This is a genomic window from Streptomyces bacillaris, from assembly GCF_003268675.1.
Classification (GTDB): domain Bacteria; phylum Actinomycetota; class Actinomycetes; order Streptomycetales; family Streptomycetaceae; genus Streptomyces; species Streptomyces bacillaris.
Window position 1 is genome coordinate 6675184 of the sequence record NZ_CP029378.1, and the last position, 20156, is coordinate 6695339.

Here is a 20156-nt window from a genome sequence, read left to right on the forward strand (position 1 = left end):
GAACCGGGAGGAAGCGCGGTTCCGGTCCCGACCCGCTGCCACCCTCCTTCGTCGTTGGGCAGTGGGTCGTGCGATCCGGCGCCGTCCGCACGGCCACGGAGTGTCGGGCAGGCCGGCGGTGCGGACGGCGCGGGTGCGGGTCGTAGGCCTTACGAGGGGGTGCCGACGACCCGGCCGCCTCTTGCGAGGGAGCCCATTCAACCGACCCCGGTCCCCGCGCGGCAGAGCGCACAGCAGGAGGGTTCGGGCATTCCGTTCACACCCCGTGTGAATCGTGCTCCACTAGGCTCATTGCGACACGCATCTGGGGGGACGATGGAGCCGAATGTCCTGCTCGAATCCCTGATCGACGAGGCCGGGATGTCCCGGGCGGGGCTCGCCGGTCACATCAACCGGGCGGGCAGGGCCAGGGGCCTGAGCCTGCGGTACGAACATACGGCGGTCTCCCGCTGGCTCAAGGGCCAGCGGCCGCGCGGCCAGGTGCCCGACCTGATCTGCGAGGTGCTGGCCGCCCGGCTGACCCGCCCGGTCACCCTCGACGACATCGGCATGGGAACCTCCGGCGGCTACGGCACGGAGACGGCCGCCCACCCCGCCTCCCTCTCCGGCTTCGTCGACCGGGCCACCGCGCTCTGGCGCTCCGACGAACAGCAGCGCCCCGACCTGGCCGCCATGCCCGCCGTCACCGGCACCCCGGCGGTGATGCCGGTCTGGGAGTGGGAGAACCCGCCGGAGGACACCGACGTCTCCCGCCCGGGCCTTGGCCGGGTCAGCATGGCCGACATAGAGACGCTCCGCTCCGCCCGCGACCACTACGAGCAGCTGTACCGCAAGGCGGGCGGCATCGCGACCAGACCCCGGATCGTCCGCTTCCTCAACGCCGAGGCAGCGCCCCTGCTCCGCGGCGGCCACAGCGACGCCCTCGGCCGCCGGCTGCACCGGGCGACGGCGGCCCTGGTGGCGGTGGCCGGCATCTGCGCGTACGACTCCGACGCCCACGGCCTCGCCCAGCGCTACTTCCACCAGGCGCTGCGGCTCGCCAAGTCCAGCGGCGACCGGGCGCTCGGCGGCTATGTGATCGCCCTGCTGACCACCCAGTCCCTCTTCCTCGGGGAACACCGCCGTTCCATCGCCTTCGCGGAGGCCGCGCTGCGGGCCGCCGGGGACCACATCACCCCGGCGCTCGCCGCCGACCTCCACGCCATGCAGGCCAAGGCGTACGCACAGCTCGGTGACGCGGCGGGCGCCCGCGCCTGCATCGCGCGGGCCGAGGCGCAGGCGGGCCGGATCCACACCGGGCGGGAGCCGGACGAGACCGGGTACGTCCAGCCGGGCCTGGTCGACGTCCAGGTGGCGGAGGCGCTGCTCAGCCTGGGGGATCTCGACGCGGCACGGGAGCACGCGGCCTCCGCCGTGCGCGCCCCGGCGCACGACCGGGGGCGCGTCCACCGGCTCGCGATGCTCAGCCATATCGAGCTGCTCCAGGGCGAACCGGACCGAGCAGCCGGTACGGCGGCCGAAATGGCCGAGCGGGCCCGGGGGATGGAGTCCCAGAGGCTGCGCGACCGGCTGCGCCAGGTGGGGCGGGAGCTGGCGGAGAGCGGCTGCGCCGACGCCGTACAGACGGCCGATCTCATCGGCGGGGCGCTCCGCGTGCCTCTGTGAGCTGCGCCGCGCACCCCGTCGTTCGTTCCGCTTCGCGGCCGACCCTGCTGGCATGTTGCCCCCAACATGTCGAAAGGCGGCAGAAACGTGCAGTGGACGAACCTGAACGAACAGAATGTGTACGAGAACCGTTGGTTCCGGGTGAACCTGGCGGATGTCGAGCTGCCCGACGGCAGCCACCTCGACCACTTCGTCATCCGGCTCCGCCCGGTCGCCGCGGCCACCGTCGTCAACGAGGCGGACGAGGTGCTGCTCCTCTGGCGCCACCGCTTCATCACCGACAGCTGGGGGTGGGAGCTGGCCGCCGGGGTCGTGGACGACGGCGAGGACATCGCAGCGGCGGCCGCCCGCGAGATGGAGGAGGAGACCGGCTGGCGCCCCGGCCCGCTGCGCCCGCTCCTCACCGTGGAGCCCGCCAACGGCCTCACCGACGCCCGCCACCATCTCTTCTGGGCGGAGGAGGCTCAGTACACGGGCCCGCCGACGGACGCCTTCGAGTCCTCACGCCGTGAGTGGATACCGCTGAAGCTGGTCCCGGACATGATCGCCCGGGGCGAGGTGCCCGCGGCCAACATGGCGGCGGCGCTGCTGATGCTGCACCACCTGCGGCTGGGCTGAGGGGCGCTCACGGGTCCGCTCCCGTACGCGAAGGAGGACACGGCCCCCCCGCCTCCGTACGCGAGAGAGGCGCGGGCCCGCTCCCGTACGCGAGAGAGGCACGGACCTGCTCCCGTACGCACGAGGAGCCGGTCCCGGGATCGTCCGGGACCGGCTCCACGAAGTGACGGGGGAGCCTCAGGCGTACGTGCCCGGTCGCGAGCGCTCGTCGACCGGGTGGAGGCGGCGCGTGCACCCCGACTCCGTGCTTTCCCGCCGATCCGGCGCGGCACCCCTGCGGCTGTGAGCGTGGGATTCCGGATTCGCTCGTTGCGAAAGCTGGGTTCATTCGACCGGTCGGCGGGCGACGACCGGGATCTGTCGGCGATGGCGCCACACTGAAATGTTCCGGTAGGGATCACGAGATGAGCCGCCTTGTCCGACATAAGGAATCCCCTTTCGGGGTGAGCGGCTCGCGCTTCTCATTTCGGTGGCCTTCACACTCCTTATCCGGAATATCGTCCCGGGACCTCTGCCGGTCGGGCAATCCGGCGCATGAGGTGCCGTCAGGGGCCGCTGCATCCACCGCCGGACCGCTGACGCACGGCCGACGAGTCCGATTCCGAAGTGTTTCGGTTCAATAAACCGTCATAGTGCCTTTTGAAGCGTCTTCCTGAGAAATAAAAGGTGGGTGTCATGTAGTTGGCCAGGCGGTGGGTGTGAGCATTTCGTGATCTCTTTGCGCGCAACCGTGACTGACGTCACTCCCAGATTTCCCGCTGCCTTCGCCTTTGTCTCCTTCATGTTGATTGCTTGGTGACTGATCAGTGACTAACGTCCTCCCGTCTTCTTTGATTTATTTTCACTTTGCGAACGGGGGATGGAGATGCGATCCCGATGGGATACGCGCGGCACCATGGGCGGTCTGGCCGTCGTGGTGAGTGCGGCTCTGGCCGTTGGGCTGTTGCCGGGGGTGGCATCGGCGGCGCCCGCACGCGGCCCGGCCGACCGCGCGGAAGAGGCGGCGTCGGAGCCGGAACCGGGAGCCCGCTCCGAGGCCGAGGCCTTTGCGGCGGCCAGGAAGTCCGGTGAGAGTGTCGAGATCCCTTCGATGAGGGGTGAGTCCCGGGAGGTGTTCGCCACACCGTCGGGGGACCTGGAGGCGCGGGAGTACCTGCGTCCGGTGTGGACACGTGTCGACGGGCAGTGGAAGGCGGTCGACACGGACCTGGCCACCGTTCCGGGTGGTCTGGTGGCGCCGAAGGCGACGACGGTCGGGCTGGCCTTCTCCGGGGGCGGTGACGCCCCGCTGGTCCGTATGGAGAAGGCCGGCCGGGAGCTCGCTCTGACCTGGCCGGGAGCGCTGCCCGCTCCTGAGCTGGACGGCAGCATGGCGACCTACCGGAATGTCCTTCCCGACGTCGACCTGCGGATGGGCGCGCAGGAGGACGGCTTCACCCAGCTCTTGGTGGTCAAGAGCGCCGAGGCGGCACGGAGTTCCGCGCTGAAGGAGCTGCGGCTGAAGCTCGGCACCGAGGGTGTCGAGGTCCGGGAGGCGTCCGAGGGCGGCCTCGAAGCGGTGGACAAGGGCGCCGGGAGTGCGGTGTTCGAGGCGCCGAAGCCGATGATGTGGGATTCCAGCCCCGGTGAGGGAGCCCCGGCCGCGCGATCCGCGAAGGCCGCTGACGGCGGGCGGGACGGGGAGCCGGGGGCCGGCGAGTCCGGGAAGCTCGCGCCCGTCGACGTGACCCTTCCCGCCGGTGGCGACGAACTGGTGCTGACACCGGATCAGGACGTGCTGGTGGGTGAGGACACTCACTACCCCGTCTTCATCGATCCGCAGTGGTACTCGCCGCGGGCGTCCGCCTGGACGATGGCGTCCAAGTACTGGGCGTCCTCGCCCCAGTGGAAGTTCAACGGCGAGAACAACGCCGGTGTGGGCTACTGCGGTTGGGACTACTGCGCGCCGCACGACACCAAGCGGCTCTTCTACCGCATCCCCACCTCGAAGTTCGCGGGCAAGTCGATCCTGTCGGCGGAGTTCGTGGTGCGGAACGTGCACTCCGCTTCGTGCACCGCGCGGGGCGTCCAGCTGTGGCGTACGAAGGGCATCTCGTCCTCGACGACCTGGAACTCGCAGAACGCCTCGGGGTTCTGGATCGACCATCTCAAGACCGAGTCGTTCGCGTACGGGTACACCGGATGCGCGTCCAAGGACGCCGAGTTCGATGTGCGGTCGGCGGTCCAGCAGGCGGCGAACGGCAAGTGGTCCACGATGACCTTCGGCCTCCAGGCGTCCAGCGAGACCGACCGGCTGGGGTGGAAGCGCTTCTCGGACAAGGCCTATCTGCGGGTGAAGTACAACCGTCCGCCGGCGCAGGTGAAGATGTCGCAGTTGTCGATGGAGTACGGCGGCACCTGCAAGAAGCCGGGCAGCGCGGCCAGGGTCCGCACCCTCGGCAAGATCTACGCCAACAAGATCACCGACCCGGACGGCGACAACGTCGCCCTGGAGTTCCAGGCGAAGTGGGACGCGGGCGACGGCAAGGGCCTGATCGTCCGCTGGAAGCCGGCCCGCACCTCGGCGAAGAAGTCGGGGTCCAACTTCTCGATCAGCCTGCCGTCGGTACCGCAGAACAAGACCGCGCACTGGTACGTGCGGGCCTGGGACGGCGCCCAGTACTCACCGTGGTCGACCGCGGGCGACCCGACCGCCTGCTACTTCGTCTACGACGCCAGCGTGCCCAGGGCACCGGCCATCACCTCGGGTGAGTACCCCGCCTCCAACCCGGAGAACCCGGACGACCCCTGGTGGGACGGCGTGGGCAAGTACGGGAACTTCAGCGTGAAGGCGGCCGACAACGACGTCACCAAGTACTGGTACGGCATCAACGGCGACCCCACCTCCAAGAACACCCTCACCACGACCGGCGGTGCCGCGAAGATCGCCCGCATCCTGCCCGCCGAACCCGGCGTCAACTTCATCACGGCCCAGGCGTTCGACGCCGCGGGCAACGGCAGCGAGGTCCGCACCTACCAGTTCCGGGTCAAGGCCGGTCAGCCGGACCGGGCGACCTGGCAGCTGGACGAACCGGCCGGCGCCACGGCGGGCCAGGGCTCCACACCGCCGCGTACGCTGACGCTCAACGGCGGGGCCGTACCGGGTGCCGCGGGCGTCAAGGGCACCGCGGTGCACTTCAACGGCACCGACGGCTACGCCTCGACCGACCTGTCGCCGGTCGACACGAGTCGGGGGTTCGCCGTCTCCGCCTGGGTGAAGCTCGACCGCAAGACGTCGTCGGCCGCGGACGTGGTGGTGATCCCCGGCAACAACGCTCCGGGGCTGGAGCTGTACTACTCGGCCACGTACGGCTGGTCGTTCAGCCAGTACAAGTCCGACGACATCAACGGCGGCCTGGTACGCGTCGCCCAGGGCGACACCACCAAGGTGAACGTCGGGGCATGGACGCATCTGGCCGGCTCGTACAACTCGGCCGCGGATCTGCTGGAACTCTACGTGGACGGCCTGCTCGTCGGGTCGGTACCGTACGCCACCCCGTGGGAGGCCCGGCGGGGGCTGCAGATCGGCGGCCGGAACATCTCCGGGACCCCGAGCTACCTCTTCCCCGGCACCATCGACGAGGTACAGCTCTTCGACAAGCCGCTGACCCGGAGCGAGGTCGACAAGCTCAAGGTCCACCAGAGCGTCGGAGATCCCGGACGCCCGGCGATCGGCGTCTTCCCGCTCGACGAGCCCGCCGACGCCACCGAGATCGTCGGCCAGGGCGGAGTGCTGCCCGCCACCTACCACGGCGGAGTCACCCCGGGGCAGACCGGGGTGAAGGGCAAGGCCACCAAATTCAACGGGACCAACGGCTACGCCCGCATCGGGCAGGCGAGCGGCCCGCACGTGAACACCAGCCGCAGCTTCACCGTCTCCGCCTGGGCGAAGCTGGACAGGAAGCCCACCAGCGCGGGGATCATCACCGCCCAGGCGGGAGAGCAGCGTCCCGGGTTCGAGCTCTACTACTCCTCCACCTATGACCGGTGGGCGTTCAACCAGTACGCGAGCGACAGCGCCGACGCCAAGATCATCCGCGCCATGCAGGCCGACGGTGTCACCGCACGGGTCGGGGAGTGGGTGCACCTGGTGGGTGTCCACGACACCGTCGCGGAGACTCTCACCCTGTACGTGAACGGAGCAAAGGCCGGCGCCACCAAGCTCTCCGGAGCCTTCTACGCGAACCAGTCCATGTACATCGGCGCCACCAACCACAGTGGTGCCGTCAGCAACTTCTTCCCCGGCACCATCGACGAGGTACGCCTCTTCGACCGGCCCGTGTCCGACGAGGAGGTGCTGCAGATGTTCCGCCAGCGTCCCCTGGTCAAGGCCCGCTGGAAGCTCGACGAAGCCGGCACCACCACCCCGGCGACCTCTCCCGACGACGCGGGAACAGCCGGTGCCATGACGCTCGGCGGAGGCGCGAAGATCGGCTGGGGCTTCATGGAGGCGGGACTGGAACTGGACGGTGTGAGCGGCTACGCCTCGACACCGGCGGTGCCCGTGGACACCGGCACCAGCTTCACGGTCACCGGCTGGGCGCAGGCGGCTGCCGTCCCCGAGGAGGAGGCCGCCGTCGTCAGCGCCGAGGGCACCACCCAGAGTGCGTTCGCGCTCAAGTTCGTCCCGGATGCCAAGGATCCCGCCGGCCTGGGGCGTTGGCAGGTGGACCTGCCCAGCGCGGACACGGCTTCTCCGTCGGTGGAGAAGGTGGCCAACGGGGAGTTCTACGACGTCATGGAGTGGAACCACCTGGCCCTGGTCTACGACGGCTTCGCCAAGCAGGCCCGCCTGTACGTCAACGGCTCTCTGCAAGAAGTCGCCTGCAGCGATGCGAACGGTGACGGTGACGCCGACGAGACCGGGTGCGAGGACCTCATCTCCTGGGCCGAGGACACGCTGACCTTCAAGGCGGGCAAGTCCCTCCAGATCGGCCGTGCCAAGCAGGACGGCAGCTGGGGCGGCTACTTCCCCGGTTCGGTGGACGACGTCTGGGCCTTCCAGGGCGCCTTGAACGACACCCAGATCGAGTACCTGGCGAGCGCGTGGTTCGACGTGCCCACCGAAGTACCCGTCGACTGACGCTTCTTCGCCGGTCGTGTCCCGCCGAGCCGGGGGACACGACCGGCCCCATGTTCCACCTCCCCGTTCGGGAGCCGTGCCCCGCTGTGTGCGGGCGCGGCGTGACAGCGATGGACATCACTACATGAGACAGATTTTCCGGCCGCGCCATGCCGCGGCTGTGTATCGCAGGACCGCAGTGGCCCTGTCGGCGGTGATGGTCGGCGGACTCATGCAGTTCGCGACCCCGCCGGAGGCCGTGGCGCAGGGCAACGAACGCCCCGGCGTGCCGAACACGGACAAGCCGGTGAGAGGCAAGGACGGGGAGAAGGTGGCTCCGCGCACCCTCTCCAAGGGGCCCCGGACCCCGGACCGGACGCCGAGGGCCACCCTGCCCGAGGCCGGGACGGCCGTGATCCGCCTGCCCGAGCAGTCGGCGCGGACGGCGTCGGGGGGTGTGAAGGCGAAGGGCCTTCCGCTCACCCTGGGCCCGGTCGCCGAAGCCGGGGAGTCGGTGCGCGGCGAGGTCGAGGCCCGGGTGCTGGACCGGGGAACGACGGAGCGCGCCGGAGTGCGTGGAGTCCTCCTCTCCCTCACCCCGTCCGAAGGGGCCGCGCCGGAGAGCAGGTCGGCCGCCCGCCCGGACAAGGGCGGCAAGGCCGCGCTCACGGTGGAGTACGCCCGGTTCGCCGACGCCTTCGGCGGCGGCTACGCCTCCCGCCTGCGGCTGGTCGAGCTGCCCGGCTGTGCGCTGACCACCCCCGAGAAGGACGCCTGCCGCACCGGCACACCGCTGGAGACCGTCAACGACACCGACGGGCAGAAGCTGAGCGCGAAGTCCGTCGGTCTGCGCGCCGGCCAGTCCACCGTTCTGGCCGTGGTCGCCGGGGCCGAGGGGGAGAAGGGCGACTACAAGGCCACGGATCTGGCCCCGTCGGCGTCCTGGGACACCAGCCTCAACACCGGTGACTTCTCCTGGTCCTACGACATGCCCGTACCCCAGGTCCCCGGCGGCCTGGAGCCGAGTGTGGGTCTGTCCTACTCGTCCGGGTCGATCGACGGCCGTACCGGAGGAACCAACAACCAGGGCTCCTGGGTCGGGGACGGCTTCAGCCTGTGGCCCGGCTACATCGAGCGCAAGTACAAGCCCTGTTCCGACGACGGGGTGAAGAACGCCGACGGCAACAAGCCCGGTGACCAGTGCTGGTCCTACGACAACGCGTTCATCTCGTTCAACGGCAAGGGCGGCGAACTCGTCCCGGCCGGCGGCGACACATGGAAGCTGAAGAAGGACGACGGCACCAAGGTCGAGCGGCTGAAGGACTCCGCGCGCGCCAACGGCGACAACGACAACGAGTACTGGCGGGTCACCACCCCGGACGGTGTGCAGGCCTACTTCGGCTACAACCGGCTGCCGGGCTGGGCGACAGGGAAGGAGGAGACCGGTTCCACCTGGACCGTTCCGGTCTTCGGCAACAACTCCGGTGAGCCGTGCAACAAGGCGACCTTCGCCGAATCCTGGTGCCAGCAGGCCTGGCGGTGGAACCTCGACTACATCGTCGACCCGCACGGCAACGCGTCCGCCTATCACTACACCAAGGAGGAGAACTACTACGGCCGCAACCTGAAGGCGTCCGATGCCACCCCGTACACCCGTGGCGGCCACCTCAAGCGCATCGACTACGGCCTGAAGTCCTCGGCGATGTTCGACAAGGCGCCCGCGCAGGTCGTCTTCGGCAGCGGTGAGCGCTGCATCCCCGAGGCAGGGGTCACCTGTGCCGCGGACACCATCGACGACAAGTCGTTCTACTGGTACGACACCCCGTGGGACATGAACTGCAAGGCGGGCAAGGACTGCGACAACGGACGTCTCTCGGCGACGTTCTGGACCCGCAAGCGCCTGACGGATGTGACCACCCAGGTGCTGAAGCCCGACGGCTCCTACGGCAAGGTCGACTCCTGGAAGCTCAGCCACCGCTGGGGCATGGCGGACACCGACTACCAGTTGCTGCTCGACTCGGTGCAGCACACCGGACACTCCGCCGCGACGCCGATCACCCTGCCGAAGACCACGTTCGCCTACACCCAGCTCGCCAACCGGATGGACCGCACCGGAGACGGGTACGCGCCGTTCATCAAGGCGCGCCTGTCCACGGTGGCGGACGAGTACGGCGGCCAGATCGACGTCAACTACTCGGCCCCGGTCTGCAAGGAGAGCAGCCTGCCGGCGGAGCACACCAACACCACCCGCTGCTTCCCGGTCTACCTCGGCGGTGACAGCGACACCGCCCCGGAGCTGCACTGGTTCAACAAGTACGTCGTGGAGTCCCTCACGGAGACCGACCGTACGGGCGGCTCCCCCGACCAGGTGACGCAGTACGAGTACCTCGGCGGTGCGGCCTGGCACTACGACGACGCCGACGGTTTCGCCAAGGACAAGAGCAGGACCTGGTCCGACTGGCGGGGCTACGGGCACGTCAGGGTCAGGACCGGTGGTCAGGGCGGAGTCATGAAGTCGCAGGCCGATTCCTACTTCCTGCGCGGCATGCACGGCGACCGCAAGGACAAGTCCGGCGGTACCAAGACGGTCACCGTCGCCCTCGGCGAGGGTGAGGGCGAGGCGATCACCGACCACGAGTCGGCAGCCGGCATGGAGTACCGGACCGTCGGCTTCGATGCCCCCGGCGGAAAGGTGCTGGAGAAGACGGTCAGCCGCCCCTGGCACCACGAGACCGCGAAGAAGACCCGCACCTGGGGCACCGTCACCGCGAACTTCACCGGCATCGCGTCCTCGAAGACCTGGACGTCGCTGGACGCCGGAGCCGGTGCCAAGTGGCGCACCACCGCGACCGCGACGACCTATGACACGGTCGCCGGACGGGTGACCCAGGTCCACGACCAGGGCGACACGTCCACCCCCGCCGACGACCGGTGCACCCGGACGACCTACGCCACCAACACCGCCAGGAACATCCTGGACCTGGTCGCCCGGGAGGAGACCGTCGCCAAGGCCTGCGGCGCCGACACCGACCGCGCCAAGGACGTCATCTCCGACATCCGGACCGCCTACGACGGCGGCGCCTACGGAGCCGCACCGGCCAAGGGCGACGCGACTGCGGTGGCGAGCCTGAAGTCCCACGACGGCACCAAGGCCACCTACCTGGAGTCGGGCAGCACCTTCGACGGCTACGGCCGCACCCTGACCTCCACGGACCTGACCGCCGACGTCACGGTCGACGGCACCGCCGCCCCGGTGCGTTCGGCGCGCACCGACGGTCTCACCACCACGACCGCCTACACCCCCGCGACCGGTGTGCCGACGCAGACCACGGTCACCACCCCGCCCGCCAAGAGCGGGAACGCCGGGTCCGCGCTGACCGTGACCACCACGCTCGATCCGCTGCGCGGCAAGCCGCTGACGCAGACCGACACGAACGACAACACCACCGAGTTCACCTACGACGCGCTGGGCCGTTCCGCCAAGCTGTGGCTCGCCGACCGCCGTAACACCCTCACTCCCAACTACGAGTTCACCTACCGGGTGGCCGAGGGCAAGCCGGTCGCGGTGACCACGAAGCTGCTGAACAACAACGGCGGGCAGATCAGCTCGCACCAGCTCTACGACGGCTTCCTGCGGGAACGCCAGTCCCAGGCACCGGGCCCCGACGGCGGCCGCATCCTCGCGGACGTCTTCTACGACGAACGCGGCCTGGTGAGCAAGACGTTCGCCCCGTACTACGCCACCGGAGCCCCCACCACGGAGATCTTCAAGCCGGTCGACGCCCTGGCGGTGGAGACCCAGACCCGCACCACCTTCGACGGTCTGGGAAGGGCGGTCGAGACACGGCAGCTCGCGGGCAACGGCGACGGCGGCTCCGTTCTCGGCATCACCAGAACGATCCACGGCGGTGACCGGACCACGGTGATCCCGCCCGCGGGCGGCACCGCCAGCACCGCTCTGAACGACGCCCGGGGCCGGACGACCGAACTGCGCCAGCACCACTCCCGTACCGTCGACGCCGCCTACGACACCACGAAGTACACCTACGCCCCGAACGGTCAGCTCGCCGGGCTCACCGATCCGGCTGGGAACTCCTGGAGCTTCGGCTACGACCAGAGGGGCCGTCAGACCCGCTCCGACGACCCGGACAAGGGCACCACCACCACGCGCTACGACGACCGTGGCCGGGTGACCTCGACCGAGGACGCGCGCGGAACCCGGCTGTTCACCAGCTACGACAACCTCGGCCGCCAGACCGAGCTGCGCGAAGGCTCCCCGACCGGGACCCTGCGGGCGAGTTGGACCTACGACACGGTCACCGGCGGCAAGGGGCAGCTGGCCGAATCCACCCGCTACCAGGCGGGGAACGCCTACACATCGAAGGTCACCCAGTACGACCGCCAGTACCGGCCGATCAAGACCGAGGTGCGGATACCCGACTCCGAGGGCGCCCTGGCGGGCACCTACCAGAGCGGGGTCAACTACGGCACCTCCGGACTGGTCACCGGGTACAGCTACTCCGCGGCAGGCTCGCTGCCCGGGGGCGCGGTCGTGCACACCTACGAGCCCGACACCCTGCGCCAGACCGGGGTCTCCGGCCAGGGCATGTCCGCATCGGTCAAGTACAGCAACACCGGAAAGCCCCTGCAGTACGAACTCGGCCTGTCCAGCGGCGGAAAGAAGACCTGGAGCACCAACACCTACGAGTGGGGCACGCAGCGCCTCGCCACCTCCCGGGTCGACCGTGAGGAGCAGGCGGGTGTGGACCGCCACGCCACCTACAAGTACGACGAAGCCGGCAATGTCCTGTCCGTCTCGGACGTCTCGCGTACCGGCACCGACAACCAGTGCTTCACCTACGACCATCTGCGCCAGGTGAAGGAGGCCTGGGCCCAGAGCACCACCACCTGTGCTGCCGCCCCCACCGCTTCGGCGGTCGGTGGCCCGGCCCCGTACTGGAACTCCTACACCTACGACAAGATCGGCAACCGTGCCACCGAGACCCGGCACGACCCGGCCGGTGACACCGCCAAGAACATCCAGCGCACCTACACCTACCCGGCGCCCGGCGCCGAGCAGCCCCACACGCTGAGCTCCGTGCAGACGAGGAACGCGAGCGGCACCAGCACCGAGGAGTACGCCTACGACGCAGCCGGCAACACCACGGCACGCCCCGGACAGGCTCTGACCTGGGATGCCGAAGGCCGTCTGGCCAAGGTCACCGAGGGCGGCAAGAGCACCGAGTACGTCTACGACGCCGACGGCAACCGCCTGATCGGCCGCTCAGCCGGCACCACCACGCTCTACCTCGGGCACACCGAAGTCACCCTGGCCCAGGGTGCCTCGGCCGCGAAGGCCACCCGCTACATCGACGTCGGCGGCGGCCACCAGGCCATCCGGCGCGACGACGGCACCTTCGACTTCACGGTCGCCGACCACCACGGCACCGGCGTTCTTGCCGTCCAGGCCGGAACGATGGCGATCCAGCAGCGCCGCACCGATCTCTTCGGCAACGCACGCGGTCAGGAAGTCTCGTCATGGCCCGGCACCAAGGGCTTCGTCGGGGGAACGGACGACACCGGGGACACCGGCCTCACCCATCTCAGCGCCCGCGAATACGACACGAAACTGGGCCGCTTCATCAGCGTCGACCCTCTCCTGATCACGGAGGACCCCACCCAGCACAATCCGTACACGTACGGGAACAACAACCCGGCCACGTTCTCCGACCCCACGGGCGAGGCCTACGAGGAGTGCGTCAGCGGCCAGTACAAGTGCACCTACGGAAAGGGCGGCACCGGGGACGTCAAGAAGGTCAGCTTCGGCAAGAACTACGAAAGCATCACCCGCGCCAAGGGCGGTAAGGTCTCCAAGAACTACTACGCACAGCAGGTCACCGGCCGCAAGTACACGTACACCAAGGGGCAGGGCATCAGTACCCGTTACACCAAGAAGGAACTGACCTGGGCCGATGTACTCCGTAAGCAGTCCGAAGCGGCGTACAAGCAGTATGTGAAGGCCATCGACGCGGCGCATCAGGAGTGGGTCAACAGCCAGAACCAGGACAAGCGCTCCGGATGGCAGAAGTTCTGGGACGGAACGAAGGAGACCTTCGGCACCTGGGAAGGGTGGAAGAACCGGGTTCTTCCGGCGGCCGGGTTCGCCGCGTGTGTCATCGCCTCGGCCGGGGTCTGCGGATTGGCCGGGGCAGGCATTGCCGTGGCTGTCTACGTAGGAGACGGGGTGACCGGGGCGGGCTGGAATGAGACCGGCTTGGCCACCAATCTGGCCTGGGGCGCTTTCGGGACGGCTGCCGCATACAAGTACGCTCGTTGGGGAGGAGCCAGCCGCAGTGGGGCCGCGTGGAACAGCGCTTTCACACGCACCTCCGTGGTCGTCAAGCCGGCCACCAGGACGAGCGGTGCAATTCGGCAACCCGGCCCGCTCAATTGGGGCGTAACCAGGGGCAATATGGTCAGCAATGCCAACTTCGCTCTCGGGTTCTGTGGTGCGGGTAGCCTGAGCCCCGGAAAGGCTGTCGGATCCTGCTGATGGGCCGATGTGTGCCCGTCGGGGGGTTTCCCCCCGACGGGCACACCCTTGAAAGTGAGGATGTTGACTTCATGGAATACCGACGCGTGGCCGGCGGCCGGGTGCTTCGACGCCGCTCTTTTATAGTGCTCTCGGCGGTGGCTGTTCTCCTCTTCGGGGGTGGAGCCTTCCTGCCTGCATGGGCGGCTCTGTCGGGGGATGATCCCGGAGCAATGTTCGGGGCGGCTATGTGCTTGGGGGTCGGCTCGCTCGCCTATCGCGCCATGCGCAGCAGAATCCATCTCACCGAGACGTCCATTGTCGTGGTGAACCCCTTGATGACCTACCGGATTCCCTACGATGCGGTGAGGAAGGCAGAGGTCAATCAGGGAGGAAGTCTCATCATCGTGCCTCGGGTCCATGACCGAGGGGCGGAAGATGAGGAAGGGTATTTCGTAGTCGGATTTGCTGGGTCTCTGCTGGACCGTGCATTCAATACCTCGGCCAAGGCGGCTGCCGAGATAAATAAGGTGCAGCGCAGAAGAAGGAAGTCCGTGGAGTCCGGCGGAAAAGTGACCCGCAGCCTGACGGCGGACTTGGTTGCGGAGATGTTCCTCGCGTCCGCCGCGATATGCGCAGTCTATTCGCTCTTCCTGCGCTCGTGAGCACGATTCTCGTCGGCACTCATCTTCGTGCCCGCGAACACGACACGAAACCGGACCCTGCTCCGGCATCGCGTCGGGTCCGGCCGGCAGCAGGGGACAAGCCCTTGGTGCCGCACCCGGTCCTGAACTCGGGGAATCTGCCACGGAGGACCCGGAGACGTGAGTACCGGGCCCTCCGGCAGGGCGGTCAGTAGGCGTAGAACCCCGACCCCGTCTTGCGCCCCAGCCGCCCCGCGTCGACCATGCGCTGGAGCAGCGGGGGAGCGGCGTACAGCGGTTCCTTGTACTCGGCGTACATCGAATCCGCGACCGAGGCCACGGTGTCCAGGCCGATCAGGTCCGCGAGCTTCAGCGGCCCCATCGGGTGGGCGCAGCCCATCTCCATGCCGTTGTCGATGTCCTCGCGGCTCGCGATGCCCGACTCGAACATCCGGATCGCGGAGAGCAGATACGGGATCAGCAGCGCGTTCACCACGAAGCCGGACCGGTCCTGGGCACGGATCGCGTGCTTGCCCAGCACGTCGTGGACGACGGCCTCGGCGCGCTTGACGGTCTCGTCCGAGGTGGTCAGCGCCGGGATCAGCTCGACCAGCTTCTGGACGGGCGCCGGGTTGAAGAAGTGGATGCCGATGACCCGGTCCGGGCGCGAGGTGGCGACGGCCAGCTTCACCAGCGGGATGGAGGAGGTGTTGGAGGCGAGGATCGCGTCCTGCCGGACGACCACCTGGTCCAGGACCTGGAAGATCTCCGTCTTGACCTGCTCGTTCTCCACGACGGCCTCGATGACGAGATCGCGGTCCGCGAACTCCCCGAGGTCGGTGGTGAAGCTGAGGCGGCCGAGGGTCTCGTCCCGCTCCTGCTCGGTGATCTTGCCGCGCTCGGCGGCCTTCGAGAGGGAGTTGTGCAGCCGGGTGCGGCCGATCTCCAGCGCCTCGCCGGTGGTCTCGGCGACCTTGACCTCGAGGCCGCTGCGGGCGCACACCTCCGCGATCCCTGCGCCCATCTGGCCACAGCCCACCACCCCGACGCGTGCAATGTCGGCCATAGAGTCCGTCACCTCGTGCCTTTCGCTGTTCTCCGCATTGCAGGGTCCCGTGTGATTCCGGTGCCCGCCTCGACCCCACGACGTTACTCCGCGATCCGGCCCCGGTGACCCGCGGGTCGGAGGGCTACGAAAGGGCATCATCCGGTTACGTACAGCGATGGGGGTGACGGTCGACGTGAAGGGACGAGTGGCGTATGCGACGTGGACGCGGTGGACGTGGAGGAATGACCCGGCGGTCGCTGGTGGCGGGCGCGGCGGGACTGGTGGCGGCGATGACGACGGGCGGTGACGCGGCGGCGATGACAACGGCCCCTTCCGTACGGGGAGGGGGCGGCGGCGAGGACCGGTCCGCGCGGGGTGAGCTGCGCGGCGTCTGGATCGCCACGGTCGCCAACCTGGACTGGCCCTCCAGGCCCGGCCTGACGGCGGCGGCCCAGCGGTCCGAGCTGATCGCCCACCTCGACCGGGCCGTCCGGCTGCGGCTCAACGCGGTGGTGCTCCAGGTCCGCCCCACCGCCGACGCCCTCTGGCCCTCCCCGTACGAACCGTGGGCCGACTGCCTGACCGGTGTCCAGGGCCAGGACCCGGGGTGGGACCCGCTCGCCACGGCCGTCCGCGAGGCGCACGACCGGGGCCTGGAACTGCACGCCTGGTTCAACCCGTACCGGGTGGCCAACCACACGGACCCCACCCGGCTCACCGCCTCCCACCCGGCGCGGCTGCATCCGGAGTGGGTCCTGCCGTACGGCGGGAAGCTCTACTACAACCCCGGCCTTCCGGAGGTCCGCCGCTTCGTCCAGGACGCCATGCTGGACGCCGTCCGCCGCTACGAGATCGACGCGGTGCACTGGGACGACTACTTCTACCCGTATCCGGTGGCGGGCCAGGAGTTCAGGGACGACGCCGCCTACGAGCGGTACGGCTCCGCCTTCGGGGACAGGGCCGCCTGGCGCCGGGACAACGTGGACCGGCTGGTGCGGGAGATGGGCGAGCGGATCCGGGAGACCCGGCAGGGCGTCCGGTTCGGCGTCAGCCCCTTCGCCGTCTGGCGGAACAAGGCCACCGACCCGGCGGGCTCCGACACCCGGGCGGGCGTCGAGACCTACGACGACCTGCACGCCGACACCCGTAGATGGGTGAAGGAGGGGTGGATCGACTACATCTGCCCGCAGATCTACTGGCATCTGGGCCAGACGGCCGCCGACTACGCCAAGGTTCTCGCCTGGTGGGACCAGACCGTACGGGGCACGGGCGTGGGCCTGTACGTGGGGGAGGCGCTCTACAAGGCGGGCGACCCGGCCCAGGCCGCGCCCTGGCAGGACCCGGCGGAACTCTCCCGCCACCTCGCCCTCGCCCGGGACCACGAGGAGGTGGCCGGGCACATCTTCTTCTCCGCCAAGCACGTGGCGGCGGACCGGATCGGCGCGATGGCCCGGGTGGTGGCCGACCACTACCAGGACCGGGTGCGCGCCCCTCGCTGAGCAGTTGGGCGGCGAAGCACCGGCAGGGAGGGGCCGGGGCCGCTCGGACCCCGGCCCCGGTCCCTCTCCCGCTACTGCGGGGGCCGGTTCCTGGGCGCCTCGATGTGCTGGACGACGCTGTCGGGGCCGGGGGACATCAGGTGTTCATGGCCGTCGGGGAACCGGAGCCGGTACGGAGGAGCGCCCCCGTCCCCGAGAACCTCGATGATCTCTGCGACCCGGTCGTGCTGTCCCACGGTCCTGCCGTGCATCAGCAGCCGGTCGCCCGCGTGTGCCTCCATGGGGTGACCTCCTCACGGGGTGGCGGTCCGCCGCTGTCCGTACGGGGTGGTGGTCGCCCTGTCCGTACGGGGTCCGCCTGGTCCGTACGGCCAAGTCTATGACCGTACGGGCCCGGTTTCCCCTGCTGGGAGGGGTCGGGGAGCCCTGCGCCGTCCGGTCCGCTGGGTGGCGGCGATGCAGACCAGCACCGCGACCGCCGCGAGGGGAGCCGCCGCCGACACCTCCTCGCCGAGCAGCAGGACGGACCACGCCAGCGTCAGCAGCGGCTGGGCGAGCTGGAGTTGGCTGGCCCGGGGGACGCCGATCCCGGCCATGCCCTTGTACCAGACGTACAGCCCGAAGAACGTCGACCCGGCGGCCACCCAGACCAGGCCGAGGACGCCGTGCGCGCTGAGGCGGACCGGCTCCAGCGGCAGGGCCACCGCGCTGCCCGCCACCGCCAACGGCAGGCAGAGCATCAGCGCCCAGCCGATCACCTGCCACCCCGGCATCACCCGGGCCAGCCGGCCACCCTCGGTGTACCCGGCCGCGCACACCAGCAGCGCCCCGAAGAGATACAGGTCGCCCGAGGTCAGGGCCCCGCCGCTCTGCTGCACGGTGAAGCCGATGACGACGGCGGCCCCGGCGAGGGCCGCGACCCAGAACGTACGGGAGGGGCGCTCCCCGGTACGGAGTGACCCCAGCACGGCGGTCGTCAGCGGCAGCAGCCCCACGACCACGGCGGCGTGCGAGGTGCTGGAGGTCTGCAGCGCCAGGGTCGTCAGCAGCGGGAACCCGACGACCACCCCGCCCGCCACCACCGCGAGCCCGGCCCAGTGACGGCGTTCGGGCACCGGCGCCCGGACGGCCAGCAGGAAGCAGCCCGCGATGAGGGCGGCGAGCGTGGAGCGCAGGGCGACGAGGGACCAGGGGCCGAAGCTCTCCAGGCCCCAGGCGGTGGAGGGGAAGGTGAGCGAGAACGCCACGACGCCGAGCGAGGCGAGGAGCGTGCCACGGCGGGCGGGGGCCTTGGGGCTGTGCTGCGGCGCGTACGGGGCCGTGCCCGGGGTGGCCCGGCCCGAGGCCGGCGCCGTGCCCGGGGCGGTTCCGGCGGCCAGGGCGGTGCCTGCGGTCGGGGCGGTGCCTGCGGCCGGGGCGGTGTCTGCGATCGGCGTCGGGGCTGTGGCCGTGGTCGGGGCGGTCTCCGTACCACCACCGACCGCTATCGTTCCAGGGTCGGTAGCGCTATCCTTTGCTCTCATGCAAGAGCGTAGCAGCGTGGCCGAGCTGGTCACTTCCCTCCGTGCCGAGCTCAACCGCTACTCACCCGGTGGAAAGCTGCCCTCCAGCCGCGCCCTCGTCGAACGCTTCCGGGTCAGCCCCGTCACCGTCTCCCGCGCCATCGCCCAGCTCGCCGCCGAAGGGCTGGTCATCACCCGCCCCGGCTCGGGCGCCTTCCGGGCCGAGCCCCGCGCCGAGGTGCCCGCCCCCGGCGACACGTCCTGGCAGGAGGTGTCGCTGAGCGGCGACGGCGGACCCGAGGTCGTGCCCCGTACGGTCGACGCCTCCGGAGTCCTGGCCACGCTCGCCGCGCCACCGCCCGGCACCATCGAGTTCAACGGCGGCTATCTGCACGCCGGCCTCCAGCCCGAGCGGGCCCTCTCCGCCGCCCTCGCCCGGGCCGGCCGCCGCCCGGGGGCCTGGGGGCGCCCGCCCACGGACGGACTGCCCGAACTGCGGTCCTGGTTCGCCCGCGAGATCGGCCCCGCGGTCTCCGGCGCCGACGTCCTGATCACCGCGGGCGGCCAGAGTGCCCTGGCCACGGCCCTGCGCGCCCTCGCCCCGCCCGGCGCCCCGGTCCTCGTGGAGTCGCCCACCTACCCCGGCATGCTCGCGGTCGCCCGCGCCACGGGGCTGCGCCCGGTCCCGGTCCCGATGGACGGGGACGGGGTGCGGCCCGAACTGCTCGCCGACGCGTTCCGCGCCACCGGGGCCAGGGTCTTCGTCACCCAGCCGCTCTTCCAGAACCCCACCGGGGCCACCCTCGCCCCCGCCCGCCGCCCCGAGGTCCTGGCGATCGCCCGGGCGGCCGGGGCGTTCGTCATCGAGGACGACTTCGCCCGCCGACTGGTCCACGAGGACGCCGGACCGCTTCCGCCGCCGCTGGCCGCCGACGACCCCGACGGGGTGGTCGTCCACGTCTGCTCGCTCACCAAGGTCACCTCGCCCAGCCTCCGGGTCGGCGCCCTGGCCGCCCGGGGCCCGGTCCTCGAACGCCTCCGCGCCATCCAGGTCGTCGACAGCTTCTTCGTCCCCAGGCCGCTCCAGGAGGCCGCGCTCGAACTCGTCGGCTCCCCGTCGTGGGGCCGTCACCTGGCCGCGGTGGCAGCGGAACTGCGCAGCCGCCGTACGGTGATGGCCACCGCCCTCCACTCCGAACTGCCCGCCTTCGCCCTGCCCCACGTCCCGGCCGGCGGCGGCAGCCTCTGGCTCCGCATCCCGGCGACCGGCGCGGGAACCGGCCCCGACGAGACGGCCATCACCTCCGCCGCCCTGCGCGCCTCGGTCGCCATCGCCCCCGGCACCCCGTACTTCTGCGCCGAACCCCCGGCCGGCCACGTACGGCTGAGCTTCGCCGCGGTCTCCGGAGCGGCCGAGATCGCGGAGGGCGTACGCCGGCTCCGTACGGCGTACGACGTGGCCTACGACGGGTCGCGGGGGCCGGGGGAGGCGCCCGGCGGGTGATGGTGGCGCGGGGGCGTCGTGGGTGAACGGTCCGCCACACAGG

At 70.2% G+C, this 20156-nt stretch carries 10 protein-coding genes; 7 read left to right on the forward strand and 3 right to left on the reverse strand.

Annotated features, from left to right (window positions below; translation table 11 throughout):
- The first annotated feature begins 315 nt into the window (after positions 1–315).
- The 5 genes from DJ476_RS29145 (at position 316) to DJ476_RS29165 (ending at position 14581) form a co-directional block, all read left to right on the forward strand.
- Positions 316–1665: a transcriptional regulator gene (locus DJ476_RS29145; protein WP_112491901.1), complete on the forward strand. Its 1350-nt coding sequence runs from the start codon at positions 316–318 to the stop codon at positions 1663–1665.
- A gap of 87 nt (positions 1666–1752) precedes the next feature.
- Positions 1753–2283, forward strand: a complete 531-nt coding sequence (locus DJ476_RS29150) for an NUDIX domain-containing protein (RefSeq protein WP_103418356.1) — start codon at positions 1753–1755, stop codon at positions 2281–2283.
- Positions 2284–3373: 1090 nt separating this feature from the next.
- The gene (locus DJ476_RS29155) at positions 3374–7405 is read left to right on the forward strand and encodes a LamG-like jellyroll fold domain-containing protein (RefSeq protein ID WP_318294810.1); all 4032 of its coding nucleotides are present in this window, start codon (positions 3374–3376) and stop codon (positions 7403–7405) included.
- A gap of 124 nt (positions 7406–7529) precedes the next feature.
- A complete protein-coding gene (locus DJ476_RS29160) occupies positions 7530–13937 on the forward strand; it encodes an RHS repeat-associated core domain-containing protein (RefSeq protein ID WP_112491902.1) in 6408 nt (2135 codons plus the stop codon).
- Between the two features lie 71 nt (positions 13938–14008).
- Positions 14009–14581 (forward strand): hypothetical protein, encoded by a 573-nt coding sequence (locus DJ476_RS29165; RefSeq protein WP_162638809.1) that lies wholly within the window; start codon positions 14009–14011, stop codon positions 14579–14581.
- A 187-nt stretch (positions 14582–14768) separates the two neighbouring features.
- On the opposite strand, the gene DJ476_RS29170 is transcribed toward DJ476_RS29165, so the two are convergent.
- Positions 14769–15626 carry a 3-hydroxybutyryl-CoA dehydrogenase gene (locus DJ476_RS29170; RefSeq protein WP_053561930.1) on the reverse strand — a complete coding sequence of 286 codons (858 nt, stop codon included), beginning with the start codon at positions 15624–15626 and terminating at the stop codon, positions 14769–14771.
- Between the two features lie 224 nt (positions 15627–15850).
- Between DJ476_RS29170 and DJ476_RS29175 the strand changes: the two genes are divergently transcribed.
- Complete coding sequence (locus tag DJ476_RS29175; protein ID WP_456339958.1) at positions 15851–17107, forward strand: glycoside hydrolase family 10 protein; 1257 nt, start codon at positions 15851–15853, stop codon at positions 17105–17107.
- A 71-nt stretch (positions 17108–17178) separates the two neighbouring features.
- Here the strand turns inward: DJ476_RS29175 and DJ476_RS29180 are convergent, their stop codons facing one another.
- Both DJ476_RS29180 and DJ476_RS29185 read right to left on the reverse strand, forming a co-directional pair.
- On the reverse strand, positions 17179–17388 hold the full coding sequence (locus DJ476_RS29180) for a DUF1918 domain-containing protein (protein ID WP_103418355.1): 210 nt from the start codon (positions 17386–17388) through the stop codon (positions 17179–17181).
- Positions 17389–17484: 96 nt separating this feature from the next.
- Positions 17485–18630, reverse strand: coding sequence for a DMT family transporter (locus tag DJ476_RS29185; RefSeq protein WP_112491904.1), 1146 nt, complete (start codon positions 18628–18630; stop codon positions 17485–17487).
- Here DJ476_RS29185 and DJ476_RS29190 point away from each other — a divergent pair.
- Entirely contained in the window at positions 18629–20113 is a 1485-nt protein-coding gene (locus DJ476_RS29190) for an aminotransferase-like domain-containing protein (protein WP_112491905.1), read from the forward strand. The genes DJ476_RS29185 and DJ476_RS29190 overlap by 2 nt on opposite strands.
- Positions 20114–20156: the final 43 nt, after the last annotated feature.

Bases quoted from the DNA above. Each gene is read 5' to 3' on its own strand.
- DJ476_RS29145 (WP_112491901.1), top strand. From the start codon at position 316: ATGGAGCCGAATGTCCTGCTCGAATCCCTGATCGACGAGGCCGGGATG.
- DJ476_RS29155 (WP_318294810.1), top strand. From the start codon at position 3,374: ATGAGGGGTGAGTCCCGGGAGGTGTTCGCCACACCGTCGGGGGACCTG.
- DJ476_RS29160 (WP_112491902.1), top strand. From the start codon at position 7,530: ATGAGACAGATTTTCCGGCCGCGCCATGCCGCGGCTGTGTATCGCAGG.
- DJ476_RS29165 (WP_162638809.1), top strand. From the start codon at position 14,009: ATGGAATACCGACGCGTGGCCGGCGGCCGGGTGCTTCGACGCCGCTCT.
- DJ476_RS29170 (WP_053561930.1), bottom strand. From the start codon at position 15,626: ATGGCCGACATTGCACGCGTCGGGGTGGTGGGCTGTGGCCAGATGGGC.
- DJ476_RS29175 (WP_456339958.1), top strand. From the start codon at position 15,851: ATGACCCGGCGGTCGCTGGTGGCGGGCGCGGCGGGACTGGTGGCGGCG.
- DJ476_RS29180 (WP_103418355.1), bottom strand. From the start codon at position 17,388: ATGGAGGCACACGCGGGCGACCGGCTGCTGATGCACGGCAGGACCGTG.
- DJ476_RS29190 (WP_112491905.1), top strand. From the start codon at position 18,629: ATGCAAGAGCGTAGCAGCGTGGCCGAGCTGGTCACTTCCCTCCGTGCC.
- DJ476_RS29185 (WP_112491904.1), bottom strand. From the start codon at position 18,630: ATGAGAGCAAAGGATAGCGCTACCGACCCTGGAACGATAGCGGTCGGT.